The following is a 25,344-nucleotide window of genomic DNA, read 5'->3' on the forward strand; positions in this document are numbered from 1 at the left end:
CTTATAGACGCAATATGAGCGATGAAACCCATGCTGGGCGGGGTGATTGCTGCACTGCAAACAATGCATATTGATCACAAGATAGTGAAATGTCCAACGGCAAAATGCCCCACATTTGGACAGCTATTTCACTGATTGTGTCGAGGCGAAAACTCATTGCTGGAAGTAAGTGTACTTGCCATCCGGCCCCTTTTTCCATTCATACATTACATAGCCGGGAAACTTCGGGTCCCCCTTCTCGTCAAAGGCGAGATCACCCAGAACGGTCTTGAAGGGACCATTGGCTTTCAGCGCCTTGGCGACTGCTTCCGGATCGTTTGATTTGACTGCCGTAGCGGCTGCGGCAATCGCCTGCGCCGCACCATAGGTGTAGAGCGTAAAGGCCTCAGGTTCGAAGCCTGTCGCACGGAATTTCTTGACCAGTTCATCATTGGCAGGATTGTTGCGCGGATCAGGGCCGAAGGTATTCAGTGTGCCTGCAATGGCATCACCGGCAATTGCTGCCAATTCATTGGAGACGATGGCGGCACCCGACATGAACTGCACTTTCAGGCCCTGATCGGCGAGTTGCCGGATAATCAGTCCGGCCTCCGTATGCAGACCGCCCCAATAGAGCAAGGTAACACCATTTTCCTTCGCCTTGGAAACAAGAGCCGAATAGTCCTTGTCGCCCGCATGCACGCCCTCGAACAGGACCTCCGTCATGCCATGGGCGTTGAGGGCCTTCTTCGTTTCATTGGCAAGTCCTTCGCCATAGGGTGTCTTGTCGTGAACAATGGCGACTTTGGCATCCTTGAAATGCTCGGCAATATAGGCACCAGCCACCACACCCTGTTGATCGTCGCGCCCACAGATGCGGAAAGCATTCCACAGTCCGCGCTCGGTGAAGTTGGGATTGGTCGAAGCGGGCGTTACCTGAAGAATGCCGTTCTCGGCATAAACATCCGAAGCGGGAATGGATACGCCGGAATTGTAATGCCCAATGACAAATTTGACGCCATCCGCCGCAAATTTATTGGCAATGGAAACGCCCTGCTTCGGATCGGATGCGTCATCGCCAAAGGTTAGAGTGACCTTTTCACCATTAATGCCTCCAGCAGCATTGATCTCCTCGAATGCCATCTCGGCACCCTTGCGCATCTGTGCGCCAAAAGCCGCATTAGGACCGGTCAGTGGCGCACCAATGCCGACCAGAATGTCCGCATGCGCCTGACTGGCCAGCATAAGCGTAATAGCGACCGCAACGCCCTGTAGTGACAATGATTTCATGCAACGGCTCCCCCTGCGCCTGAAAATAACATCAAAAGAGAAGGCAAAATCTTCAATGCGCAACATTTATTGCGTTGCACACGACACATAGTGCGCACAGCGAACTCAAATGTCCAAAACAAAATGCCCGGCACAAGGGCCGGGCATTTCGCATCTATCTAGAGATCGGAAAGGCTTACTGCTGAACGTAAGTGTACTTGCCGTCCTTGTCCTTCTTCCATTCATACATAACGTAGCCTGGAAGCTTTGGATCGCCCTTCTCGTCGAAGGAAATATCGCCCAGAACCGACTTGAACGGGCCTTTTTCCTTCAGAGCCTTGGCAACGGCCTGAGGATCATTCGACTTTGCAGCGGTTGCCGCTCCAACGATAGACTGCAGGGCCGCATAGGAATAAAGCGTGTAGGCTTCAGGCTCGAAACCGGCCTTACGGAACTTATCAACCAGTTCCTTATTGGCTGGGTTGGTGCGTGGATCGGGACCGAACGTATTCAGTGTACCGACAACGGCGTCACCGGCAATCGCGGCAAGCTCGTTGGTTACAATGCCATCGCCCGAGATGAACTTGACCTTGAGACCCTGATCAGCCAGCTGGCGGATAATCAGACCAGCTTCGGTGTGCAGGCCACCCCAATAAAGAACGGTAACACCGGCCTGTTTCGCCTTGGCGATGAGTGCCGAGAAATCCTTGTCGCCAACATTGACGCCTTCATAAAGGACTGGCTTCAGGCCCTTTGCTTCAATCGCCTTCTTGGTTTCATCGGCAAGACCCTGACCATAAGGCGTCTTGTCGTGAATAACGGCGATCTTCGCGTCTTTGAAATGCTCGGCAATATAGGCACCGGCAATGGCACCCTGCTGATCGTCACGACCGCATGTGCGGAATGTGTTCCACAGGCCGCGTTCGGTGAAAACAGGATTGGTTGCAGCAGGGGTTACTTCAACGATGCCGTTTTCCGCATAGACTTCTGATGCAGGAATGGAAACACCGGAGTTGAAGTGACCAATAACGAACTTGACGCCGTCGGCTGCGAACTTGTTGGCAACGGAAACACCCTGCTTGGCATCGGAAACGTCGTCGCCGAGAACGAATTTGATCTTTTCGCCATTAACGCCACCAGCAGCGTTTACGACTTCTGCAGCTGCTTCTGCACCCTTCTGAATCTGCGCGCCATAAGCGGCGTTCGGGCCGGTCAACGGAGCGCCGATACCGACCAGAAGATCAGCATAGGCATGACCGCCCAAAGCGAGCATTGCTGCAACGGCAACACTCGAGAACAGTGACTTCTTCATTTGAAAACTCCCATTTTCTAGGTACTTACGAAACCCCTAACGATAGGATTTTCCCATCGCTTGAAGACCACATTTGCCGATTTTCCGGCGGTTGTCACGCTGATTCATTTCGCGTCAGCGAGATTGATTAGACCCCTGTTCTGTCCTTGAATGAGAAGGGAGAAACTTTTTCATAGAGCCAATGATATTGCTGAACCATCTGGTTTGTACGGGTGTAGCGATAGCCCAATGTGCCGATGATAATCAGCACGATGGTATCGATGACGTAATAGTGCAGTGTCACCATTGTGCCCTCAAACAGGGCAAAATGGATGAAGCGTACGGCAACGCCCAGAAGCAGCATGTAGAAAATCAGTATCGTGTAGGAGCGCCACGTCTTGGCGCACGCCCGTCCCGCCATCCATGCGGCCCAGCCCCCCATGAGGCAGGTCACCAGCACAAACAGCCAGAGTGAGGATTCTTCGTACAGAATGCCTTGCATGGCAATGTTCCCCTTGCAGCACCGGACTTCCCAGACCCGCTGGAAAGCCGGTCCTATTCTTGTTAGTGACGTCCGCCTTCAAGATAGGCTGCGCGCACTTCCGGATTGGCGAGAAGGTCTTTGCTCGATCCACTCATCGTCACGATGCCATTGACCATCACATAGCCGCGGTCCGCCAGCTTCAACGCGCCGAAGGCGTTCTGCTCAACCAGAAACACGGTGAGACCCGTCGACCTGTTCAATTCCTTGATCGCCTCGAAAATATGCTTGATGATCAAAGGCGCAAGGCCAAGCGATGGTTCGTCCAGCAGGAGCAAACGCGGGCGCGCCATCAATGCCCGGCCAATGGCCAGCATCTGCTGCTCACCGCCCGACAAGGTGCCGCCACGCTGATTGATACGCTCCTTCAATCGCGGAAACAGCTCAAAGACCTTGCGCACGTCCTCGTCATAAAATTCCAGATTATCGAGGCTGGCACCCATCTGCAGGTTTTCCTGCACGGTCATGCGCGGGAAAATACGGCGGCCTTCCGGCGACTGGGCAATACGCAAGCGCGCGATCTCATGCGTCGGCATTTGCGTAATATCCCTGCCGTCGAACATCACACGGCCGGTGCGGGCACGCGGCATGCCGAAAATGGTCATCATCAGCGTCGACTTGCCGGCACCATTGGCGCCGATCAGCGTGACGATTTCTCCCGCATCCGCATGGACGCTGACACCGCTGAGCGCACGGATATTGCCGTAATAAGTTTCAACATTCTCGATACTGAGAAGGGCTCCGCTCTTCGGAAGAGGTTGTGTTTGCGACATTACTTAGCCCCTCCGGTCTTTTTCGCAGCCGGTTTAATCTGGCTTTCTTTAGCAAGCTTCTTGGCCTGGCCGATCCAGTCTTCGCGTGCGATACGCCCGTCAAAGGCAAGATAGGCTTCGGCCGCGATCACATCGGCTTTCTTCCACGCGGCAATCTGGTCGAAGTGGAAAATACCATGTTCGTTGAGCTTACGCTCGTTAACCGGACCAATCCCTTTGATCACAATCAGACTGTCCGGCTTGCCACCGCGCGGCGCGGTGAGTGCATTGGATGTTGCTCCCGCCTTGATGGCTGGATCAACAGGCTTCGCAACCGTCTTTGCTTTCGCAGGTGCTTTGGCAGTGGCCGGTTTGGCTGGCGCTGCCTTTGCCGCTTTCGTTGCAGGCGTGGATATGAGCGGCGCAGCGGATGGTTCCGCATGGGTCACTTCGATTTCGTGGATGGCTTCGGTCGACAACAGATCAACCGCTGCCGTGATGTCATCACTGCCGGTTGCCGCGGCGTGCTCAATCAGTTCGACGACCTCTTCGTCCTCGACACCGAGATAAGCCGCAATAACCTTCGGATCGTTCTTTACCGTTTCAGGCGTACCGTCGGAAATCTTGGTGCCATACTCCAGAACGATGACATGATCGGAGATTTCCATCACCACCGACATGTCGTGCTCGATCAGGATGATGGATGTTCCGGTCTCTTTGCGGATATTCAGCAGGAGCTGATTAAGCTCCGCCGATTCACGCGCATTGAGGCCCGCTGCAGGTTCATCCAGGCAGAGAAGCTCGGGATCGGTACACATGGCACGGGCAATCTCGAGACGCCGCTGCGCACCATAGGGCAGATCGCCCGCAGGATCATCGGCGCGGTCAACCAGATTGATCTTTTCCAGCCAGAAGCGAGCCTTTTCGATCGCATCCGCAGCGGCCTTCTTATAGGTCGGAAAGCCGAGAAGACCGAGGATCGTATAGCCCGATGACAACATCAGCGGATTGTGCTGGGCAACCAGAAGATTTTCCAGAACCGTCAAACCCGAGAACAACCGGATATTCTGGAACGTACGCGCCACCTTCGCCTTCTTGGTGATGACGAAATCGCTCATGCGCTCCAGAAGATATGTTTCGCCATTGTCGCGGGTCATGGTCAACATGCCCTCAGTCGGCTTGTAGAAACCGGTGATGCAATTGAAGACCGTGGTCTTCCCCGCACCGTTCGGGCCGATCAGGGCAGTAATGTCCCCGCGTTTGGCTTCAAAGTTCAAATCATTGATGGCAACGAGGCCACCAAACTTCATCGAGAGATGCTCAACGCGCAGCACGGCATTGGGATTGTTACGCACTTCCGAAACCATCAGCCGTGCCCTTCTTTCGTAAACTCGCTGGAGATCATCTTACGTTCATGCAGAAAGGCGCTCGGTTCTCGATTGCCGACAAACCCGCGTGGCTTCCACACCATGACCACAATCATGGCGAGACCGAACAACAGCATACGATAGAGCTCCGGCGTAAAGTCATTGCCAAAGATCAGCTTGAGGAATTCCAGTTCGCGCAACAGCTCTGTGCCGCCGATCATCACAGCCGCAGCGATGGCAATACCGATGAGCGAGCCCATACCGCCAAGCACCACGATGGCAAGAATGATTGCCGATTCAAGGAACACGAAGGATTCGGGGCTGACGAAGCCCTGACGGGCAGCGAAGAACGATCCGGCAAAACCACCGAACATTGCACCCGTGGCAAAAGCCGTGAGCTTCGTCGTTGTCGTATTGATGCCGAGCGAACGGCAGGCAATTTCGTCTTCACGCAAGGCTTCCCAAGCACGGCCGATCGGCATACGGCGCAGACGGATCGTTACCCAGGCTGTCAGCAGCGCAAGGAACAGGATGAGGTAATAGAGGAAGATTTTGTAGTAGACGCCGGAGTTCGGCAGCCCGAAGGTCGCGGCAAAACCGGTGGGTCCAGTTGTGAAAGGAATACCAAACAGCGTGGCCTTGGCAATGCCGGATACACCGAATGTGCCCTTGGTCACCACGGTCCAGTTGATCAGCACCAGCCGGATGATTTCACCGAAAGCCAACGTGACGATGGCCAGATAGTCGCCGCGTAGCCGCAGCACGGGGAAGCCAAGAACAATACCCCACATGGCGGCAAAAATACCGGCCATTGGCAATAGCAGCCAGAAAGAAAGGCCGAAATGCGTGGAGAGCAAAGCGTAGGAATAGGCACCCACGGCATAGAAGGCGACATAACCAAGATCGAGCAGACCGGCGAGGCCCACAACGATATTGAGACCCCACGCCAACATCACATAGATCAGAATCTGGATGCCGAAATTATCGACATATTTTAGCGAGCCCTGCACACCACTCTGGAACGCCCATTGTCCCGTCGCTGCAAAATTGATCAACGCGAGGATAAGGATCACCAGAAACGGATAGATGAACAGCAAAGCCAAGCCAAAGCGTGAGACCGTTGCCTTGAGCGAGCGACGGTCAGCTTTGGCAGCGGCAGACACTTTTGATTTCGCCAGCTTTGCCCGTTCCCGTGAGGGCGTGATGAAAGCTGCGAAAATAAAGCGGCCAATCGCAGCCACGGCTACGAAGATCGCCAGCAGGCCCCAGCGCTGAACAAGGACAAGCTCATTGTTGATGTTCTGGTCGGTGCGGAAACCGACAACGAGGAAGAACAGACCGAAGGCGATCAACCCGGCGAAAACCGCCTCTTTGGTGGCCTTGAGGTAGACGGAATCCTGTCCTGAAGCTTGGATATCAGCCATAAGCTTAAACCTTTTCGACTTCGGGCCGACCAAGAATGCCGGAGGGCAGGAAGATCAGGACGATTGCAAGGATGGAGAAAGCAGCCACGTCCTTGTAATCAATGGAGAAATAAGCGGACCACAGCGCCTCGATCAATCCGATCAGCAATCCACCCACGACAGCGCCGGGCAATGAGCCGATACCGCCGAGCACCGCAGCCGTAAACGCCTTGACGCCGGGTGTAAAACCATCGGTGAAGGAGATAACGCCGTAGAACATGAGGTAGAGCGTTCCAGCGACAGCTGCGAGCATGGCGCCCATGACGAAGGTCATGGAGATCGTCTTGTCCACATCGATGCCGAGCAGCGCTGCCATCTTGCGGTCCTGCTCACAGGAACGCTGTGCACGGCCAAGCGTGGTGCGGTTGACGAGATACCAGAATGCGGCAAGCAGGATTGCGGTTACCACGACGATGACCATCTGCTTGTAGGCGATGGTGATGCCTGTTCCGTAGATGGTAATGCCGCCATTAACGAGCGGAGGAATCGGCTTGTTGCGCGGACCCTGTGTGACCTGCACGAAATTTGACAGGGCAATCGACATGCCGATCGCCGTGATCAACGGCGCGAGGCGGAACGAGCCGCGCAATGGCCGGTATGCCAGACGTTCGATTGTCCAGCTCCAAAGCCCTGTCAGCAGCATGGCGACAAGCATCATCAGGAGCAGTGCAAGCACAACAGGCACACCGCCAATAAAAGTGGTTAAAGCAAGAAAAACGATCATCGCCATAAACGCGCCAAGCATGAAAACATCGCCATGGGCGAAGTTGATCATGCCGATGATCCCGTAGACCATCGTGTAGCCGATTGCGATTAGGCCGTAGATTGAACCTAGTGTCAGACCGTTGATCGCTTGCTGGATGAAGTACTCCATCGCAACGATACCCCTCATTTTCATTGGGAAGTTTCTTATCCGGTTTTTTTATCCGGTTCCCATTTACCCCAACTTCTTTACACGTAACGTCTGCGTTAAAGAAAGCAACAGCTTTTTTACTGCAAACAGCGGCTTCACATTTGCTGGCACACTCTGTGCGAAATTTTTCACCAAATTTTCATCGATCATTGACGAAACTTATGGCAGATGCCTCATATTTAACGGAATTACCTATCCCCGCCTTATTGTCCTGATGGGTCTGGCCAACCTCACTTGACCACAAATCCGTGAGCGAAGGGATCGCGATCATCAATGAAGATCGTGTTGTAACCGGTCATCCGTGCCCAGCCCGCAACCGACGGTATGATTGCCTGCCGTTCGCCCACATTTGTCGCCGCCTCGACGCGGCCGTGGAACAGAGATCCGATGATTGATTCGTGCACGAAGTCATCACCGGGCTTCAATTTTCCTTTTGCCGCCAGTTGCGCCATACGGGCTGATGTGCCGGTTCCGCAGGGTGAACGGTCAATCGCCTTGTCGCCGTAGAATACCGCATTGCGCGCATGCGCTTCCGGCTTGGTCGGCGCACCGGTCCACAAAATGTGACTGAGCTTGTTGATATCTGGTTTTTCCGGATGCTGGAACGAATAGCGTTCGTTCAACCGCTCGCGCAGGACTGGGCTCCAGCCAATGAGATCAAGCGCGCGATAATCCGCCATATCGCGGAAGTTTTTCTGCGGATCGACAATCGCATAGAAGTTGCCGCCATAGGCAACGTCCACATGCAGCGTTCCAAGATCAGGGCATTCAACTTCGAGGCCTTCTGCATATAGAAAGGCCGGAACATTGGTGATGCGCACGCCGGTGACATATTCGCCTTCCTGCGTGTATTCGGCGACCACCAGACCGGCAGGTGTATCAAGCCGCAGCATGCCCGGCGTTTTCGGCGTGATCAACCCGTGTTCGATGGCCATCGTCACGGTACCGATGGTGCCATGCCCGCACATGGGCAGACAGCCCGATGTTTCGATGAACAGCACCGCCACGTCGCAATCATCGCGGGTTGGCGGATAAAGGATTGAGCCGGACATCATGTCATGTCCGCGCGGCTCAAACATCAGACCCGTGCGAATCCAGTCGAATTCACGCAGGAAATGCGCGCGCTTTTCCATCATGTTTGAACCGGTCAGGTTTGGCCCTCCACCCGCCACGAGGCGGACCGGGTTGCCGCAGGTGTGACCATCGACACAAAAGAAAGAATGACGCGCCATGATATTCTCGAAGTCCTAAAAGCGTTGCGGGTAAAACGGATCGATCGGGATAGCGGGTGTGCGGCCCTCGACCAGATCACAAATGAGGCGGCCCGTGGCAGCGGACTGGGTCAATCCCAGATGACCGTGACCAAAGGCATAGAGAATATTCTTGCTTCGTTTTGCGTAGCCAATCACCGGCAGGGAATCGGGCATGGACGGACGATATCCCATCCACTGGCGACCGCCAGAGATATCAAGATCGGGCAAGAAGGTTTTGGCTTTTTGCAACATGACTTCCGAGCGCTTGTAGTTGGGTGGCAGGTCCAGTCCGCCCAATTCCACCGCACCGCCAACGCGCACACCGGTTTCGAGCGGCGTCACAACAAAGCCATGGCCGGAAAAAATCAACTGGCATTTGACGTCTATCGCACCCGTTGGCAGGGTCGTGTTGTAGCCACGCTCCGTATCAAGCGGGATATAATCGCCCAGATGCCTTGCCAAGCGGTGCGACCAGGCACCCGCAGCAATAATAAGCTTGTCCGCTTCGATGATCCGCCCATCTGCAAGCTTGACTGTCCCGCCAGCATTATCAGCTGCAACTGAAACGACATCGGCGCGTTCGAACCGCGCGCCAAGTTTTTCCGCATAGGCCCACAGGCCTTTGCCAACATGCTGGGGATCACTGACTGTTTTCCATCCGGGAACGAAGGTTCCCGCAACAAAGCGTGGCGACAGGCCCGGCTGGGATTCAGCCAATGCCTCGCCACGCAGATGTTCGAACGCTATTCCAGCTTTGTCGCGCGCAGCCCAGCCGGGCAATGACAGATTAAGTTCGTGCTCGCTCTCGTAGAGTTCAAGCGAACCGTCTTCGCGTACCATATGCCGTATACCGGCACGCTGCATCAACCCAAGCATCTCAGGTTCGGCAAGACGCATCATTGCGCCCTGAGCTATGGTTGTTCGCTCCAATACATCGGGACGGCTGGCGCGCCAGAACCGGTAGAGCCACGGCGCCAGCTTCGGCAAATAGGAAGGCCGGATGGTGAAAGGCCCGAGCGGGTCCATCAACCAGCCCGGAACCTTGCCCATGACCCCTTTCGAGGCCATAGGCAGAATGTCGGAGAAGGCAAGCGCCCCGGCATTGCCGGAGCTTGTACCTTCGCAAATGCCCTGTCGGTCAATCACCAGAACCTTGCGTCCGGCTTCACCAAGAAAAGCCGCGATAGCGATGCCGACAATGCCGGCACCGATAATGACAATATCCTGCTTGTCCCAGCGGGCGCTCATTGCCTGATCTCAGAGAACAGGCAGTTTTGGCCGTGATGCGATCGCATCCTTGACGATCTTGTCGACAGCCGCCCGGCGTTCACCGCGCAGTGGCTGGCGCGGCAGGCGCACACGATCATTGGTTCCAATTTCATGGACTTCCGCCAATTTGATGTTCTGCACAAGATAGGTGGAGACATCAAGGTCGAGCAAGGGGCGGAACCAGCGATAAATCTCAAGCGCTTCCGCATAGCGGCCTGCACCAATGAGCTTATAGATCGCAACCGTTTCCTTTGGAAATGCGGTAACGAGCCCGGCAACCCAGCCGATGGCACCGGTTGTCAGCGCTTCGAAAGCAAGATTGTCAACGCCGGTAAAGAGATCAAAACGCGTACCGAATGTGTTGATGATATCGCTCGTGCGGCGCACATCGTCCGATGATTCCTTGATCGCCACGAAATGCTTGTCCGATGCAAGCTCGGCCAGAATTTCGCTGGTGATGTCGACGCGGTAAGCAATGCGGTTGGAATAGATCATCACAGGCAGATCACCGGCGGCTGCAACAGCCTTGAGGGTCGTGACGGTTTCTTCCGGATCGGTATGATAAATCGGGCTTGGAACCAGCATCAGCCCATCGGCACCGGCCTTGGCGGCCCGCTTGGCCAGCGCAGCGCCATCGCGTGTCGCAGCTTCATTGATGGTCAGAAGAACGGGCTTGCCCTTGGCGACGTTTTGCGCGGTCTTCAGCACTTCAAGCTTTTCGTCATGGCTCAGCATCGGGCCTTCGCCCAGCGAGCCTGCAACGATCAGGCCATCGCAACCCGCATCCATCAGGAGAGAGAAGCAACGTTCCATTTCCTTGTGATCGAGTTTATCATCATCTGTGAATTTGGTTGTAACAGCAGGGAAAACGCCTGACCACATGTCTCTTCTCCTTCTTGATATATCAGAAATATATCTGTAGAGCGTGTGGCTGTCAATTGCCTTGAATAGAAAGTTTGTCTGATGGATCAAACCACCGCCCACTCCATTGCCCAAACAGGAGAGAGTCTTGCCGATCTGGCCTATCGCCAGATTGAGGAGATGATCGTGACGTTGAAGCTGGAGCCGGGAGCGATCGTCAATGAACGAACCCTGACGGATATGACCAATATGGGCCGCACGCCCGTGCGCGAGGCCGTGCAGAAACTGGCTTGGGAAGGCCTGATGGAAATTCGCCCGCGCTCGGGTATCGCCATTTCAGCGCTTAATCCGCAGGATTTCGCCAAGGTTCTCGATGTCCGCGAGGGTGTGGAGCGGGTTCTTGCACGGGGTGCCGCGCTCTATGGCGCAGCCCTGCATTACGAGCGGCTTAAGGCGGCGGCCGATGCGATGACGGCTGCTCGAAGCGGTAATGATGTGATTGGCTTTCTCAACGCCGACAAGATTTTCGATACGGTATTGGGACAGGCTGCGGAAAATCCTTACGCCGCCCGCCTCGCCTCCCCGCTGCAAACCCATAGCCGCCGCTTCTGGTTCCGCCTGCAGCGACCCGGAAGTCTGGAGCAATCGGCAGGCGCGCACACGGCTCTCATCCACGCAATCATCACCCGCGAACCGGATAAGGCTGCCGATGAGGCAAGCCGCTTGATTGGTTATCTCAGGACATTGGCTCCATAAGTCAGGGTCAAACAAAAACCGCCCGGTTATGAACCGGGCGGTGATTTGATCAAGTCACAAAGTGACTTATTTCATCGTCGGAATAACGAACTCAGCACCATCCTTGACGCCTGACGGCCAACGCGAGGTGACAGTCTTGGTCTTGGTGTAGAAGCGGAAAGCATCGGGACCGTGTTGGTTCAGATCACCAAAGCCGGAACCCTTCCAACCGCCAAATGTGTAGTAAGCAATCGGAACCGGGATTGGCACATTGATGCCGACCATGCCGACCTGTACACGCGAGGCGAAGTCACGGGCGGCGTCGCCGTCACGGGTAAAGATCGCAACGCCATTGCCATATTCGTGTTCGTTCGGCAGGCGGATCGCATCTTCATAGGTATCGGCGCGGACAATGCCGAGAACCGGTCCAAAGATTTCTTCCTTGTAGATGCGCATATCGGGCGTAACGTGGTCGAACAGGCAGCCACCCATATAGTAGCCGTTTTCATAGCCCTGCATCTTGAAGCCACGACCATCAACAACAAGCTTGGCGCCTTCCTTGATACCGAGATCCACATAGCCCTTGATGCGATCAAGTGCCTGCTGCGTGACAACAGGACCGTAATCCGCGGTCATATCGGTCGATGGACCAACCTTCAGGCTTTCGACGCGCGGAATAAGACGCTCAACGAGACGATCTGCCGTATCTTTGCCAACAGGGACGGCAACGGAAATCGCCATGCAGCGTTCGCCAGCCGAACCGTAACCGGCACCGATGAGTGCGTCGACCGTCTGGTCCATATCCGCATCAGGCATGATGATCATGTGGTTCTTGGCACCGCCGAAACACTGGGCGCGCTTGCCGTTGGCCGTCGCACGCGAATAAATGTATTGGGCAATCGGCGTTGAACCAACAAAGCCAACAGCCTTGATATCAGGATCATCAAGAATGGTGTCGACGGCTTCCTTGTCGCCATTGATGACATTGAAGATACCTGCTGGCAAACCGGCCTCAATGAAGAGTTCGGCCAGACGCATCGGCACGCCCGGATCGCGTTCGGAAGGCTTCAGGATGAAGGCGTTGCCCGAAGCAATCGCTGGACCGGCCTTCCACAGCGGAATCATCGCTGGGAAGTTGAACGGCGTGATACCGGCGACAACGCCAAGTGGCTGGCGCATGGAGTAAACATCGATGCCTGTGCCCGCATTGTCGGTGAATTCACCCTTGAGCATATGGGCTGAACCCAGGCAAACCTCGACCACTTCCAGACCGCGCTGAATATCGCCCTTGGCATCAGGAATGGTCTTGCCATGCTCGCGCGCCAGAAGTTCTGCAAGGGAATCATATTCAGCTTCCACGAGATCAAGGAACTTGCGCAAAACGCGCGCGCGGCGCTGCGGATTGGTGGCAGCCCATGCAGGCTGCGCTGCCTTGGCATTGGCAATGGCGGCGCGCACTTCACCAGGTGTTGCCAATGCGACACGGCCCTGCACGGTGCCGTCCATTGGCTGGAAAATCTCGGTCGTGCGACCGCTTGTTCCGGCAACATGCTTGCCACCGATAAAATGTCCAACTTCACGCATTGCGAGCAACCTCCCTATGATTGATTGAATTTCGTTACCCTATCATCGCGCTTCAAAATTTTTATTGCAAGCCGAGCAAAAGCGTATCCGTTGTGCAAAAATTGAAGTACCACTGCATGAGGAGGCTCATTCATGAACTGGGACGATGTACGGGTTTTTCTGAGTGTGGCGCGCTCGGGGCAAATACTGGGAGCAGCCAAGCGACTTGGCGTCAATCATGCGACAGTCGCACGCCGCCTGACCGCGCTTGAGAATGACATAAACACCAAGCTTCTGACCCGCCGTACCAATGGCTGCGAATTGACCCATGCGGGAGAGGAATTTCTTCTGTCTGCGGAGCGTATGGAAGCCGAAATGCTGGCGATCCGCTCCTCCTTGGGCGATGCGGATGTGTCAATTTCAGGGTCGGTGCGTATCGGAGCACCTGATGGCTTCGGCGTATCGTTTCTTGCGCCGCGCCTCGCCACCCTGACTGCCCGCTATCCCGACCTGAAAATCCAGCTCGTTCCCGTCCCCCGCTCTTTCTCATTGTCGCGGCGCGAGGCGGATATTGCCATAACCGTTGACCGGCCGGATCAGGGTCGTCTCGTGGCGAAAAAGCTCGTCGATTATACACTCTGTCTTTATGCCAGCCGTTCATATCTCGCAGAACACCCAGCACCGCAAAACATAGAAGATCTCGCAAAGCATCGATTGGTTGGTTACGTCGATGATCTCGTCATCAGCCCCTCGCTTAATTATGCGCCGGAAATCACCCGCGACTGGCGTCCCGCATTTGAAATTTCCAGCGCCATCGGTCAGGTCGAGGCTGTTAAAGCGGGTGCCGGGATCGGTATCCTGCATACATTCATTGCCCGGGAATATTCCGATCTTGTGCCGGTGCTGCCGGAACGCACCATTCACCGCTCCTATTGGCTCGCCTATCATGAATCTGTGCGCACACTCCGGCGCATCACAGCCGTCTCCAGCTTCATTTCCGATCTGGTGAACAGTGAGACTGGACGCTTCACCTGACAAAGCATAACAAGCAACGGTAGAAATGTGATTGACCGGCGTGGAACAAACTCCACAATTGCGCCTTGAACACATGTAGGTTCGACATGTGTTGTCATCATATCGGAGAGGGAAAATGTACCGATATTTACTAGCTTTGGCTGTTACCCTGGGGGGTATGCAGTTCGTAACGGTGCCTGAAGCCCAGGCACAGGAACGCGCCGTAAGGTGCGAATCACGCAAGTTCCGCTACAATGAATGCGATGCTGATATGCGCCGGCCGCGTATTATCAGGCAGCTTTCCGGTTCGCCTTGCATTCCCGGTCAGAGCTGGGGCTTTAGCCGCGGCAGGATTTGGGTAGACAAGGGTTGCGGTGCTGTTTTTGCCGATAGTGGCGGACGTCCGCGCTGGCGTGACCAGGATGATCGTCCTCGGCGGGATGATCGCTATCCGCGCCGCGATGATCGTCGCAACTATGGCGATGATCGTTATTACCAGCCTGACGATTATTGATCGAAATCACCAATCTTGTTTTCGCCATCTCCTATGGAGGTGGCGAAACTCCATTAGACCCTGTGATAAGGGTGGCCTGAAAGAATAGTCGTCGCCCGGTACAGCTGCTCCGCCACGAGAATACGGACGATCTGATGCGGCCACGTCATGGCACCGAGTGCCAAAACAAGATCGGCACGAGCCCGCAGCGAGGCATCATGACCATCGGGCCCCCCAATCGCCAGAAGCAGTTGCCGTTTACCATCATCGCGAAAACGGGCTATGGCATTGGCGAAGTCTTCTGACGGCATGGTTTTGCCACGCTCGTCGAGAAGGACAAGAACCCCGCCCTGATCAAGCGCTTCAAGCACTTTCGCCGATTCTTCCTGCTTGCGCAGCTCCGGCTGCTGGGCGCGGCTTTCAGTGATTTCCGTAACTGTATTGAATTCAAGACCGAGTGGAGAACCGGTCTTTTTCAACCGGTCGAAATAGCGGTCTGCCAGTTCCCGTTCGGGGCCAGATTTCATCCGGCCCACGGCAAAAACGGTGATACGCATGGCACACTCCAGTCTTACGTCACTCTGCGCAAACTATAACGCCCCGGTCAATGACCGGTCCAGATCCAGTAAGCCGTTTAAAGCGTCCACAAATGGCTTGATGCCCGGACGCTTCAATCCGTCAGAACTTTCTCACACCAGAGCGGTTTCGTGTGCCGTTACGGCACACGCGGTTCTAGTGTACGGTTTCCCCGTCGAGTTCGGGAGCAAGCCACATCTTTTCAAGATTGTAGAACTCACGCACCTCAGGACGGAAAATATGAATGATGATATCGCCCGTGTCGATCAGCACCCAATCACCGCTGGCAAGACCCTCAACCTTCGCATTATTGCTGTGACCGCTTTCCTTCAGGGCACGCAGGAGCTGATCAGCCACCGCCGTTACGTGACGGTGTGAACGACCTGATGCGATGACCATATGGTCGCCGATGACAGATTTTCCACGAAGATCGATGGGGACAATTTTTTCAGCCTTGGAGTCATCGAGACTGGCAAGGACTGTCTGGAGGGCAAGAGAAACGGAAGTTTCACCGTTCATCTCCGCCGTTGAAGGTGCCAAGGCATCCTTCTTCTGAATTGCTGTTCTCAGTGTATTTCCTTTCCAATAAGAACAACGCGCCGCAGCCTTTAATCGTGCTGCACGTTGTTAAGATAGGCAGAGTCGCATGACACTTTCAAGACGTGACGACCGAACCTTTGTTCACGATTTCATTCCTGCTGTTTTGCCGCCCCGTTACGTATCGCCGTCGATGACAGCGAAGACCGTGGTCCATGGATGAAAGTCCATGCTGGTGCAGGTGCCCGCGCCAGCAGCGGTGCGTCTTCCTCATCGAAACGGGCATAGTCGAAAGTCTTGGCCATCCGCGATGACAGGAACGCCAAAGTCGAACCCGGACGGTCAATCACGGCAATAGGGAATGTCATGGCGATCTTCTGCCAGCGCTGCCAGCGGTGAAAATCCGCAAGATTGTCGGCGCCCATGATCCAGACAAAATTGACACCCGGATTGCGTGCCTTGATCAAGGCCAGCGTATCGGCCGTATAGCGAACATTATAAGCAGCCTCGAACGCAGTCACCTTGATGCGCGGATCATGCACCTGACGTTCGCACAGTTTAAGCCGTTCGGCCAGTGGTGCCAGATGGCGTTGGTCCTTCAGCGGATTACCCGGCGTAACAATCCACCAGAGCTGATCAAGCTGCAGCCGGCGCAATGAAATTTCCGCCACCAGCGCATGGCCCGCATGGGGTGGATTGAATGACCCGCCAAATAACCCGACGGTCATCCCCTTTTCAACGAAGGGCATGCGCAATTGCGCAGCGCTCACCCCCGGAAAATCGTGACGTAACGCCTCAATGGATGTCACGGGCGGATCTGGCCGTTACCGCGAACGCGGTATTTGAACGAGGTCAATTGCTCAACCCCCACCGGACCACGCGCATGCATCTTGCCGGTAGCAATACCGATTTCTGCACCCATGCCAAATTCGCCGCCATCGGCAAATTGCGTCGAAGCGTTATGTAACAGGATCGCCGAGTCGATTTCGTTGAAGAATTGCTCGACCACATGCACATCCTCGGCAATGACAGCCTCCGTGTGGTGCGATGAGTAGCGGTTGATATGCTCGATAGCATCACCGATCCCATCAACCAGTTTCACCGAGATAATGGCATCGAGATATTCTGTCGACCAGTCTTCTTCGCTCGCAGGTTTCGCTTCGGCAAAAAGTGCGACGACGCCTTCATCCCCACGGATCTCGCAGCCCGCCTGATGCAAATCCTCCAGCAATGGCAAAAGACGCACCGGCGCAATCAGCCGGTCCAGAAGCAGGGTCTCTGCCGAACCGCACACGCCGGTCCGGCGCATCTTGGCATTGACGATAATCCGACGCGCCATTTCAAGATCGGCAGAGGCGTCGACATAGACGTGGCAGAGCCCTTCCAGATGCGCAAAGACCGGAACCCGCGCTTCCGCTTGCACACGGGCGACAAGGCTCCGGCCACCACGCGGAATAATCACATCAAGATTTCCGTCCAGTCCTTTGAGCATTTCACCAACCGCAGCGCGGTCTGTCACCGGAACAAGCTGAATGGCATCTTTAGGCAGGCCCGCCGCCTCAAGACCTTCGATCAATGCCGTATGGATCGCACGCGATGAGTGGGCAGAATCGGACCCGCCACGCAGAATGACGGCATTGCCGGATTTCAGGCAAAGCGCGCCCGCATCGGCGGTCACATTCGGGCGGCTTTCATAAATCACACCAATAACGCCAAGCGGCGTGCGCACGCGCTCAATATGCAGGCCATTGGGCCGATCCCATTCGGCAATGATATCGCCAACCGGGTCTTTGAGCGCGGCAATCGTTCGGATGCTTTCCGAAATCGAGGCAACACGGCCAGCATCGAGTTTCAGCCGATCGAGCAGCGAAACAGCCATCCCAGCTTTTTCGCCATTGGCCATATCCCGGCTGTTGGCTTGCAAAATCTCTGCGGCATGGCGATCCACGGCGTCAGCCATGGCGATCAACGCTGTCATTTTCTGTTCCGGCGATGCGATCGACAGGGGCTGGGCAGCGGCACGGGCTCTGCGGCCAATTCCGGCCATCAGTTCAGCAACGTCGTCAATCGACTCGACTCGTCCCAGCATCTTTCACTCCTTCGCAGCACGTTTTGCTGCGCGCATAACCAGATCATCCCGGTGGATCATCGCGGAACGGGCATCATAACCAAGGATCGTGGCAATCTCATTGGTTTTCCGCCCCGCAATCTTTACGGCATCCCCGGCATCATAAGCAATAAGGCCGCGCGCTGCTTCGCGTCCGTCAGGCCCCACCACGGCAACCGTATCGCCGCGCGTGAACTGTCCGGCCACCTCGCGTACACCCGCCGCCAGAAGTGATTTGCCCGATTTAAGTGCTACGAGCGCACCCTCATCGATCACCAGCCGGCCCGCCGGTTCAAGATTGCCTGATATCCAGGTCTTCCACGCATTGACAGGATTTGAGCTTGGCTTGAACAGTGTCGACCGCTCGCCCGCATCGATAGCGCCCAAGGGATGCATACGCGTACCCGAGGCAATGATCATCGCCGTCCCCGCCGCATTGGCAATCTTACCCGCGTCGAGCTTGGTTTTCATGCCGCCGCGCGAATATTCCGAAGCGGCAGCGCCTGCCATAGCTTCAATATCAGGCGTAATCGCATCGACCACCGGCAGAAACTGCGCATCGGGGTTCTGATGTGGTGGAGCAGTGTAAAGTCCATCAATGTCAGACAAAAGGATCAGAAGATCAGCGCCCATCATCGTCGCAACGCGGGCAGCAAGACGATCATTGTCGCCATAGCGGATTTCAGTCGTCGCCACCGTGTCATTTTCATTGATGACTGGCACGGCCTTGAGCCGCAGCAATGTGCCAACCGTGGCACGGGCATTGAGATAGCGGCGGCGCTCTTCCGTGTCGGACAGCGTCAAAAGGATTTGCCCCGCCCGCAATTGATGATGGCCCAGCACCTCGGCATAGGCCTTGGCAAGCTCGATCTGACCTGCCGCGGCAGCAGCTTGGCTTTCCTCCAGCCGCAAGGCGCCCTTTGGCAATCCAAGCACAGTTCGTCCCAGCGCAATGGCCCCGGAGGAGACGATCATCACCTCGACACCCGCCTGCACCAGCCGCGCCACATCGCTCCCAAGGCTTTCCAGCCAATCGCGCTTCAATCCCTTGGAGCGGTCCACCAGCAAGGCCGAGCCGATCTTGACCACGATCCGCCGGTAGCCTGAGAGTTTGAGAGGGATATTGGTGGTCATTCACCCCCCTCTGCCCTGTCGGGCATCTCCCCCACAAGGGGGGAGATCAGCTGTCTGTACTGCCTTTGCACAATTTGAAACGTTTCCGGTTGTGCAAAGGCGTTTATGCCAATGTGATCTCCCCCCTTGTGGGGGAGATGTCCGACAGGACAGAGAGGGGTAAGCCACAAGACGATTTCTTCCGCAAACATCATGCTACTCAATATTTGAAGCGGGTATCGACCTCTACCGGGGCCTCTGACTGACGCGATTCCAGAATGATCGCTGACAGTGCCCGCAAGACCTGCTCAACACCCTCGCGACTGACCGCAGACAACAGCATCGGCTCACGCCCGGCTGCCTTTTTCAGCGCTGCAATCTTCTTCTTGCGCGCAGCGGCATCCAGCGTATCGATCTGGCTCAGTGCCACGATCTCAAGCTTGTCAGCCAGTCCGTGACCATAGGCCTCAAGCTCAGTGCGCACCGTTTTATAGGCTTGCGCAACATTCTCTTCCTGTGCCGAAACAAGATGCAGGAGGACCCGCGTACGCTCCACATGGCCAAGGAATCGGTCGCCAATGCCCACGCCCTCATGCGCGCCTTCGATAAGTCCTGGAATATCGGCAATGACAAATTCGCGCGCATCGATGCGGGCAACACCAAGGTTTGGATGCAACGTCGTGAACGGATAGTCAGCGATTTTCGGTTTAGCCGCCGTCACACTGGCAAGAAAAGTCGACTTGCCAGCATTGGGCTTGCCCAGAAGACCGGCATCGGCGATCAACTTCAGCCGCAGCCACAAATTGCGCTCTTCGCCCTCAAGTCCGGGATTGGCGCGGCGCGGCGCCTGATTGGTCGATGTCTTGAAGTGCAGATTGCCAAAACCGCCATTGCCACCCTTGGCCAAACGATAGCGCTGACCAACAGTGGTAAAGTCATAAATCAGCGTTTCATTGTCGTCTTCGAAGATCTGCGTTCCAATCGGAACTTTGAGCACAACATCAGAGCCCTTGCCGCCGGTCATGTTGCGGCCCATGCCGTGCATGCCTGTTTTGGCTTTGAAATGCTGCTGGTAACGATAGTCGATCAGCGTGTTGAGACCATTTACAGCCTCGGCCCAGACATCGCCGCCGCGTCCGCCGTCACCGCCATCGGGACCGCCAAATTCCAGAAATTTTTCACGACGGAACGATACCGAGCCGGCACCACCGTCGCCGGAGCGGATATAGACTTTCGCCTGATCGAGAAATTTCATGGAAGTTCAGTCCTTTTTGATGTCCCGAGGCATTACAGGAAAATGCACGAGAAGAAAACTGGCCGTCTCATGAGATTGAGGCGGCCAGTCATAATTACGCATTCCAGCTACGAAGCCCGATCCACGTCCGCCGATCCAGCATATAACGTTCGACAGGCACGTTTCCGGCCGCAAGCGAATCCATCATGCCTGTGTTGGCATATTGGAATCCACTCTTATAGAGCACCCGCCGCGAACCCATGTTCGAGACCCGGCAGGATGCATGCAGCTTTTCAACCTGCGTGGCACGGAACACGAGATCAACCAGTGCATGCGCCGTTTCCGTAGCATAGCCCTTGCCCCAATGGGGCTCGCCCAGCCAGTAGCCGATCTCAAGCTCGTCCTTGCGTGGCTCATTTATCCGCTGGTCCCTGCTGCGGCGGTAATTGATACCGCAGCAGCCAATGAATGTACCGGACTGTGCCAAGGTAATCGCGTAAACGCATTTGCCGATCTCGCCCGCATTGGCGCGGCGCACGAAGTCCACCGCATGATCTTGTGTGTAAGGGTGGGGCATGCGGGAAAGCATTTCCGCCACACGAAGATTGTCGGCGAGACGGGCAATTGCGTCAACGTCCTCGGTGTGCGGCGCGCGCAGGACCAGGCGTTCGGTCACTAAGACCGGACAGTCTATCAGGTCCAGTCTGTCTTCATCGTCTTCCAGTAATTCGGCAACCATTTTGCTATCCTCCAGATGCGAAAAGGGAGATGGGTGGTAACCCCATCTCCCTTTGATCTTTTGGCTTGGTTGCCAGTCACCGGGTCCGATGGGGACGCCGGTGCTTTAAGCAGGACCAGCTATTCTGCTGCTTCGGCGATCGGGTTCACGATCGACACGAAACTACGGCCGTTGGCTTTGGTACGGAAAGATACAACACCGGCTTCAAGTGCGAAGAGTGTGTGATCCTTGCCGAGGCCAACATTGACGCCGGGATGCCATTTGGTGCCGCGTTGACGAACGAGGATGTTGCCAGCAAGCACGCGCTCGCCGCCAAACTTCTTTACGCCAAGGCGCTTTGATTCGGAATCACGACCGTTGCGCGACGAACCACCAGCTTTTTTGTGTGCCATGGGATTTCTCCTTTAAACCTGTTCTTATTCGCCCGAAGCGGGCTTCTCAGCCTTGGCAGCAGCCTTCTTTGGCGCAGCTTTGGCTTTCGGGGCGGCTTTGGTCTCGGTTGCTTCTACAGCGGCAGCTTCCGCCTTCGGAGCAGGCTTCTTATTGACCGGCTTTTCAGCAGCAGTCTTCGTAGGCTTGGCACCATCCGTCAGGATCTCTGCGATCCGGATCGTCGTCAATTCCTGACGATGACCGCGTGTACGCTTGGAGTTCTGGCGGCGACGCTTCTTGAAAGCGATAACCTTGCGTGCCCGGTCCTGCTCGACGACTTCAGCTGTTACCAGCGCGCCGCCAACGGTCGGAGCACCGATCGTAGCGTCTGCACCGACACCAACCATCAGAACTTCGGCAAATTGAACGATATCACCGGCATTGCCGGCAACTTTCTCGACCTTCAGAAGGTCATTGGCGGCAACGCGATACTGCTTACCACCAGTTTTGATGACTGCGAACATTTTATGCCCTTTCGGCGTTCGGTTCGGTTTTTTGCCGGTTTAAAGGCAATAACCGTCTTTTTGTCAGTCGTGACATATTAATCGAAAGATGCTTTCTATCCTTGCGAATTTGGGCATCCGGACTCAAAAACAAACGGCGCGGAGAATCCCCCACGCCAGTCGTTGGGCGCTTATAAGGGGAGGATTATAAGAGAGTCAAGAAATTTAACGCAAAATTGCTCTTGTATCCTTGCGCTTTGCCCGCTATCTAGCGCGTCGCACGCTCAAGCCAAGTCTTACGGATCAAACCAACGGACATCGCGGCATCGGCTGGGATTATCGTCCCGGCCACATCGAGGGTCTGTCTAAGGCAGGCACTTATACGCGGAGAGGTGGCTGAGTGGTTGAAAGCACCGCACTCGAAATGCGGCATGGGGGCAACTCCATCGGGGGTTCAAATCCCTCCCTCTCCGCCATATACGCTTAATTTCCGGTATTTTTCATATCGCTACATACGGCGTAGCCTTAGAACTGCACAAAGACCCACCAATGACGCGCTGTTCCAGCGTCTTTGCGTGCCTCCATCATCTGGTCACGATGAATCCACGCGAAATCTGCTCGTGAATCAAATTAAGATATTCATTGATCAAAATGGGACTGGCCAGATTGCCCATAACCCACAAGGGCATTCACCGCAGCGATCAACGCAAAAACGCCCGCGTTAGAAGCGGGCGTCGAGCGGCTGTTGGCTGGTTGGTCTACCGCTATCAGCGAGCGACCGATGCGCGGGCAACACTACGGATATCGGCGCGGTCGATGCCCAAATCCTGGAGTTCGCGACTGGACATGCGGCCAAGTTCAGTAACGGTCTGACGGAACTTGAGCCAGTTGTTGAAAGAGCGTGCAACGTTCATGATAATCCCCTTTCTGAGGGCTGTCTGACGTCAGCAACCTTGCTTGGTCCCGGCGTCGTTTCGATGATTGAAACATAAGGCTTTCAATCGATTTAAAACAGCCACAATCCCTCATTCCACCTATGCACCAGACGCATTGGTCACGGGGTACCACCTGTTGGGCTCGATAATATCACACCGCATACCGACGACCATGCACATGGGCTCCACCTTTATAACTTCTTGATATCTTTGCGCTTGGTGCGGAATGGAATTCCTATCCGACACCATGGTATTTCTTTCCTGTACCCAAAGAATTGGAGTGCAAGGAAATGACGATGACGTCGAACCGTTTGTTGCCAGTCAACAATCAGACCATTGAAACCCGCCACATATCGAAGCTCGGCTCAACACTGATCGCATTGCTGGTGCTTGCTTCTCTTTTATCAGGCGCTGCCGCCTTGAGAATATATGCGGCCATCAACAACTTCATCTGAATTGCAGGATTTGCACTGATCCCACCAGATCGTCCAAAAGAGGAAATCCATGACCAATCCTATTCCCCCACGATTATCGGGCATAATGACCGCCCTCGTCACGCCGTTCAAAAATGGAGCCGTCGACCACGACACCCTCGCTGAACATATCCAATGGCAGATATTGTCAGGCATAGAGGGCCTTGTGCCCTGCGGAACCACAGGTGAAGCCCCAACCCTTTCCTGGGACGAACGTTTAAAGATCATCCGCACCACCGTCAGAGTATCCAAGGGACGGGTTCCTGTCATTGCTGGCACAGGTACGAACAGCACCGAGCTTACGGTGGCCTACACATCGGCTGCGGAATCATGCGGCGCCGATGCAGCCCTTGTGGTCACCCCCTACTACAACAAGCCAAGCCAAAACGGCATCGCGCATCACTTCGAAACGATTGCGCAGCGGGTGAAACTGCCCATCTTCATCTACAATGTACCGTCAAGAACCGGTGTCGACCTGTCGCTACAGACCCTTGACCGGCTTGCACAGATACCCTCGATTATCGGCATCAAGGACGCGACCGGCGACATCAGACGCGTCGACGAAGTTCGGCACACATTCCAGGACCGTTTCATTCTGCTGTCAGGACATGACGCGACCGCGCATGCCTTCAATCTGACAGGTGGCGACGGCAGCATTTCGGTCATTGCCAATGTTCTACCGCATGTCTGCGTTGCCATGCACAATGCCTGCAGAAAAAATGATTGGCCTACTGCCAGATATATCCAGCAGAGATTGCTGCCAGTTCTGAGCGCACTCGATCTCGATGCGAATCCGTGCTCCATCAAGTCTGCACTCAAGCATCGGCGCGGCATGAATGACGAACTCCGCCTGCCTCTCGTTCCCGTATCAGAGGAAACGGCCCACCACATCCGATTGGCTCTGGACGAACTCGGCGGTCCCGCAGCTGGCGGGCAAATTCCTCAGGACAACGTGAAAACAAACGCGGTCGAGGGCCTGTCCAAAATGCTCTCAGCGCCTCTTGCCTGGCGGCTGTGAGTGGAACGGCGAATTCCGCAACCCTCATAACATCATCAAAACAGAAACGCTTCGAGTCCCCTCTCAGCGGAAAGTGACCAATCATGGCCTATGCTTATCAGAATCACGCCAATTCAAACTTGAGCAGCCGTTTTCTTGTCGGAAAGAATCCGGACGGATGCTGGATGGTATGCGACCGCAAACACCTGGTCGGCGGCCTGTTCGCTGACAAGGAAGCCGCGGTTCATTTTGCTACTACTGAAAGCGATCATGTACCGGGAGCCGTCTGCTGTGCAGATGACAACGAATTTATACTCGCCGATGCCTGGAGTGATCTGGCACAAGCGTCCAAGCAAAAGACCGCCAGTCGCAATCGAAATGATGCGAACCGCGGCCAGCGGAAACGCGCTTGATATCAGAAGAACGCATTCATGCTTCAAGCGAGGCAGAACAAATCAACAGTGGCAGTTTCTCAGTGAACGGGGGCTGCCGCCTGTTTTAGGGCCTGCTCTATGTGTCCATCACCAGACAATCCAATAATGTTTGTGCATTTCTGGTCGCCCTCATCCTCTTAAGCACATCCGGCGACCTAAGCTTTCTGGAAAAGCATGCAAGGACATTCAGATGTTCAGCCGGTGCCTGATCCGGTGTCAGCAGTGCAAGAATAATATCGACGGGCAAATCGTCTATCGCCTCAAAATCAATAGGTTTTTTTAATTTTGCAAAGGCCGCGATCGGCTTTGATATCCCAAGAATGCGGGCGTGCGGAATTGCGATACCTCCACCGACACCCGTGGAACCAAGTTCTTCCCGTTTTTGCAGCGAATGAACGATCACATCCGCCGATACGCCAATCATCGGCGATATATTGGTTGAAATCGCCTGCAGAGCCTGACTCTTGGACGAGACGTCAAGATCAGGAACAATGCTCTCAAGAGCGATATAGTCGGCAAGCTTCATTGCAATACTCATTCAATTTATGATGCGCAGTTTGG

At 55.2% G+C, this 25,344-nt stretch carries 28 protein-coding genes and 1 tRNA gene; 7 read left to right on the forward strand and 22 right to left on the reverse strand.

Translation table 11 applies throughout. From position 1 onward, the window contains the following. Positions 1-153: 153 nt before the first annotated feature. From AB4Y96_RS02340 to AB4Y96_RS02385, 10 genes are all read right to left on the reverse strand, one after another. Positions 154-1,269, reverse strand: coding sequence for a branched-chain amino acid ABC transporter substrate-binding protein (locus AB4Y96_RS02340; RefSeq protein ID WP_091880235.1), 1,116 nt, complete (start codon positions 1,267-1,269; stop codon positions 154-156). A gap of 175 nt (positions 1,270-1,444) precedes the next feature. Further along, positions 1,445-2,560 carry a branched-chain amino acid ABC transporter substrate-binding protein gene (locus AB4Y96_RS02345; RefSeq protein WP_091879729.1) on the reverse strand — a complete coding sequence of 372 codons (1,116 nt, stop codon included), beginning with the start codon at positions 2,558-2,560 and terminating at the stop codon, positions 1,445-1,447. A 127-nt stretch (positions 2,561-2,687) separates the two neighbouring features. After that, a complete protein-coding gene (locus tag AB4Y96_RS02350) occupies positions 2,688-3,041 on the reverse strand; it encodes a DUF6867 family protein (RefSeq protein WP_091879727.1) in 354 nt (117 codons plus the stop codon). Between the two features lie 62 nt (positions 3,042-3,103). Further along, positions 3,104-3,853, reverse strand: a complete 750-nt coding sequence (locus AB4Y96_RS02355; RefSeq protein ID WP_091879726.1) for an ABC transporter ATP-binding protein — start codon at positions 3,851-3,853, stop codon at positions 3,104-3,106. Then, entirely contained in the window at positions 3,853-5,199 is a 1,347-nt protein-coding gene (locus tag AB4Y96_RS02360) for an ATP-binding cassette domain-containing protein (protein WP_441915416.1), read from the reverse strand. The genes AB4Y96_RS02355 and AB4Y96_RS02360 overlap by 1 nt, the downstream gene beginning before the upstream one ends. Further along, positions 5,199-6,623 carry a high-affinity branched-chain amino acid ABC transporter permease LivM gene (gene livM / locus AB4Y96_RS02365; RefSeq protein ID WP_441915418.1) on the reverse strand — a complete coding sequence of 475 codons (1,425 nt, stop codon included), beginning with the start codon at positions 6,621-6,623 and terminating at the stop codon, positions 5,199-5,201. The genes AB4Y96_RS02360 and livM overlap by 1 nt, the downstream gene beginning before the upstream one ends. Positions 6,624-6,627: 4 nt before the next feature. Next, positions 6,628-7,536 carry a branched-chain amino acid ABC transporter permease gene (locus tag AB4Y96_RS02370; RefSeq protein ID WP_091879721.1) on the reverse strand — a complete coding sequence of 303 codons (909 nt, stop codon included), beginning with the start codon at positions 7,534-7,536 and terminating at the stop codon, positions 6,628-6,630. A 269-nt stretch (positions 7,537-7,805) separates the two neighbouring features. After that, positions 7,806-8,807: a 4-hydroxyproline epimerase gene (locus tag AB4Y96_RS02375; protein ID WP_441915420.1), complete on the reverse strand. Its 1,002-nt coding sequence runs from the start codon at positions 8,805-8,807 to the stop codon at positions 7,806-7,808. A 15-nt stretch (positions 8,808-8,822) separates the two neighbouring features. After that, complete coding sequence (locus tag AB4Y96_RS02380; RefSeq protein WP_441915422.1) at positions 8,823-10,076, reverse strand: NAD(P)/FAD-dependent oxidoreductase; 1,254 nt, start codon at positions 10,074-10,076, stop codon at positions 8,823-8,825. A 9-nt stretch (positions 10,077-10,085) separates the two neighbouring features. Then, positions 10,086-10,979, reverse strand: a complete 894-nt coding sequence (locus AB4Y96_RS02385) for a dihydrodipicolinate synthase family protein (protein WP_182509288.1) — start codon at positions 10,977-10,979, stop codon at positions 10,086-10,088. An 81-nt stretch (positions 10,980-11,060) separates the two neighbouring features. Here AB4Y96_RS02385 and AB4Y96_RS02390 point away from each other — a divergent pair, with 81 nt between their 5' ends. Continuing rightward, positions 11,061-11,714, forward strand: a complete 654-nt coding sequence (locus AB4Y96_RS02390; RefSeq protein WP_091879714.1) for a GntR family transcriptional regulator — start codon at positions 11,061-11,063, stop codon at positions 11,712-11,714. A gap of 66 nt (positions 11,715-11,780) precedes the next feature. On the opposite strand, the gene AB4Y96_RS02395 is transcribed toward AB4Y96_RS02390, so the two are convergent. Further along, positions 11,781-13,277, reverse strand: a complete 1,497-nt coding sequence (locus tag AB4Y96_RS02395) for a CoA-acylating methylmalonate-semialdehyde dehydrogenase (RefSeq protein ID WP_441915424.1) — start codon at positions 13,275-13,277, stop codon at positions 11,781-11,783. 132 nt (positions 13,278-13,409) lie between these two features. Here AB4Y96_RS02395 and AB4Y96_RS02400 point away from each other — a divergent pair, with 132 nt between their 5' ends. Together AB4Y96_RS02400 and AB4Y96_RS02405 are read left to right on the forward strand one after the other, a co-directional pair. Continuing rightward, on the forward strand, positions 13,410-14,291 hold the full coding sequence (locus AB4Y96_RS02400; protein WP_441915426.1) for a LysR family transcriptional regulator: 882 nt from the start codon (positions 13,410-13,412) through the stop codon (positions 14,289-14,291). 115 nt (positions 14,292-14,406) lie between these two features. Next, positions 14,407-14,784 (forward strand): DUF3011 domain-containing protein, encoded by a 378-nt coding sequence (locus tag AB4Y96_RS02405; RefSeq protein ID WP_091879709.1) that lies wholly within the window; start codon positions 14,407-14,409, stop codon positions 14,782-14,784. A gap of 53 nt (positions 14,785-14,837) precedes the next feature. On the opposite strand, the gene rlmH is transcribed toward AB4Y96_RS02405, so the two are convergent. From rlmH to rplU, 9 genes are all read right to left on the reverse strand, one after another. Beyond that, positions 14,838-15,320: a 23S rRNA (pseudouridine(1915)-N(3))-methyltransferase RlmH gene (gene rlmH / locus AB4Y96_RS02410; RefSeq protein WP_091879708.1), complete on the reverse strand. Its 483-nt coding sequence runs from the start codon at positions 15,318-15,320 to the stop codon at positions 14,838-14,840. A gap of 175 nt (positions 15,321-15,495) precedes the next feature. After that, positions 15,496-15,879, reverse strand: a complete 384-nt coding sequence (gene rsfS, locus AB4Y96_RS02415) for a ribosome silencing factor (protein WP_244518256.1) — start codon at positions 15,877-15,879, stop codon at positions 15,496-15,498. 149 nt (positions 15,880-16,028) lie between these two features. Beyond that, positions 16,029-16,625 (reverse strand): nicotinate-nucleotide adenylyltransferase, encoded by a 597-nt coding sequence (locus tag AB4Y96_RS02420; protein ID WP_441915671.1) that lies wholly within the window; start codon positions 16,623-16,625, stop codon positions 16,029-16,031. A gap of 56 nt (positions 16,626-16,681) precedes the next feature. Beyond that, positions 16,682-17,965, reverse strand: coding sequence for a glutamate-5-semialdehyde dehydrogenase (locus AB4Y96_RS02425; protein WP_441915428.1), 1,284 nt, complete (start codon positions 17,963-17,965; stop codon positions 16,682-16,684). Positions 17,966-17,968: 3 nt separating this feature from the next. Continuing rightward, positions 17,969-19,117, reverse strand: a complete 1,149-nt coding sequence (gene proB, locus AB4Y96_RS02430; protein WP_441915430.1) for a glutamate 5-kinase — start codon at positions 19,115-19,117, stop codon at positions 17,969-17,971. Positions 19,118-19,316: 199 nt separating this feature from the next. Further along, positions 19,317-20,351 (reverse strand): GTPase ObgE, encoded by a 1,035-nt coding sequence (gene obgE, locus AB4Y96_RS02435; protein ID WP_091879699.1) that lies wholly within the window; start codon positions 20,349-20,351, stop codon positions 19,317-19,319. A 94-nt stretch (positions 20,352-20,445) separates the two neighbouring features. Next, positions 20,446-21,069 (reverse strand): GNAT family N-acetyltransferase, encoded by a 624-nt coding sequence (locus AB4Y96_RS02440; RefSeq protein ID WP_441915433.1) that lies wholly within the window; start codon positions 21,067-21,069, stop codon positions 20,446-20,448. A gap of 119 nt (positions 21,070-21,188) precedes the next feature. Further along, positions 21,189-21,461, reverse strand: a complete 273-nt coding sequence (gene rpmA / locus AB4Y96_RS02445; protein ID WP_091879696.1) for a 50S ribosomal protein L27 — start codon at positions 21,459-21,461, stop codon at positions 21,189-21,191. Between the two features lie 24 nt (positions 21,462-21,485). After that, positions 21,486-21,965 carry a 50S ribosomal protein L21 gene (gene rplU / locus AB4Y96_RS02450; protein ID WP_441915435.1) on the reverse strand — a complete coding sequence of 160 codons (480 nt, stop codon included), beginning with the start codon at positions 21,963-21,965 and terminating at the stop codon, positions 21,486-21,488. A gap of 365 nt (positions 21,966-22,330) precedes the next feature. Between rplU and AB4Y96_RS02455 the strand changes: the two genes are divergently transcribed. Continuing rightward, positions 22,331-22,420, forward strand: a tRNA-Ser gene (locus AB4Y96_RS02455). A gap of 291 nt (positions 22,421-22,711) precedes the next feature. On the opposite strand, the gene AB4Y96_RS02460 is transcribed toward AB4Y96_RS02455, so the two are convergent. After that, the gene (locus AB4Y96_RS02460; protein ID WP_091879693.1) at positions 22,712-22,858 is read right to left on the reverse strand and encodes a DUF1127 domain-containing protein; all 147 of its coding nucleotides are present in this window, start codon (positions 22,856-22,858) and stop codon (positions 22,712-22,714) included. 317 nt (positions 22,859-23,175) lie between these two features. On the opposite strand from AB4Y96_RS02460, the gene AB4Y96_RS02465 reads away from it, so the two are divergent. The 3 genes from AB4Y96_RS02465 to AB4Y96_RS02475 all read left to right on the forward strand — a co-directional run bounded on the left by AB4Y96_RS02465 (position 23,176) and on the right by AB4Y96_RS02475 (position 24,762). Next, complete coding sequence (locus AB4Y96_RS02465; RefSeq protein WP_441915437.1) at positions 23,176-23,334, forward strand: hypothetical protein; 159 nt, start codon at positions 23,176-23,178, stop codon at positions 23,332-23,334. A 49-nt stretch (positions 23,335-23,383) separates the two neighbouring features. Continuing rightward, on the forward strand, positions 23,384-24,370 hold the full coding sequence (gene dapA, locus AB4Y96_RS02470) for a 4-hydroxy-tetrahydrodipicolinate synthase (RefSeq protein WP_441915439.1): 987 nt from the start codon (positions 23,384-23,386) through the stop codon (positions 24,368-24,370). An 83-nt stretch (positions 24,371-24,453) separates the two neighbouring features. After that, on the forward strand, positions 24,454-24,762 hold the full coding sequence (locus AB4Y96_RS02475; RefSeq protein ID WP_441915441.1) for a hypothetical protein: 309 nt from the start codon (positions 24,454-24,456) through the stop codon (positions 24,760-24,762). Between the two features lie 97 nt (positions 24,763-24,859). On the opposite strand, the gene AB4Y96_RS02480 is transcribed toward AB4Y96_RS02475, so the two are convergent. After that, positions 24,860-25,321: a PTS sugar transporter subunit IIA gene (locus AB4Y96_RS02480; RefSeq protein ID WP_441915443.1), complete on the reverse strand. Its 462-nt coding sequence runs from the start codon at positions 25,319-25,321 to the stop codon at positions 24,860-24,862. Positions 25,322-25,344 lie beyond the last annotated feature (23 nt).

Source organism: Phyllobacterium sp. TAF24, assembly GCF_052113785.1.
Classification (GTDB): Bacteria; Pseudomonadota; Alphaproteobacteria; order Rhizobiales; family Rhizobiaceae; genus Phyllobacterium.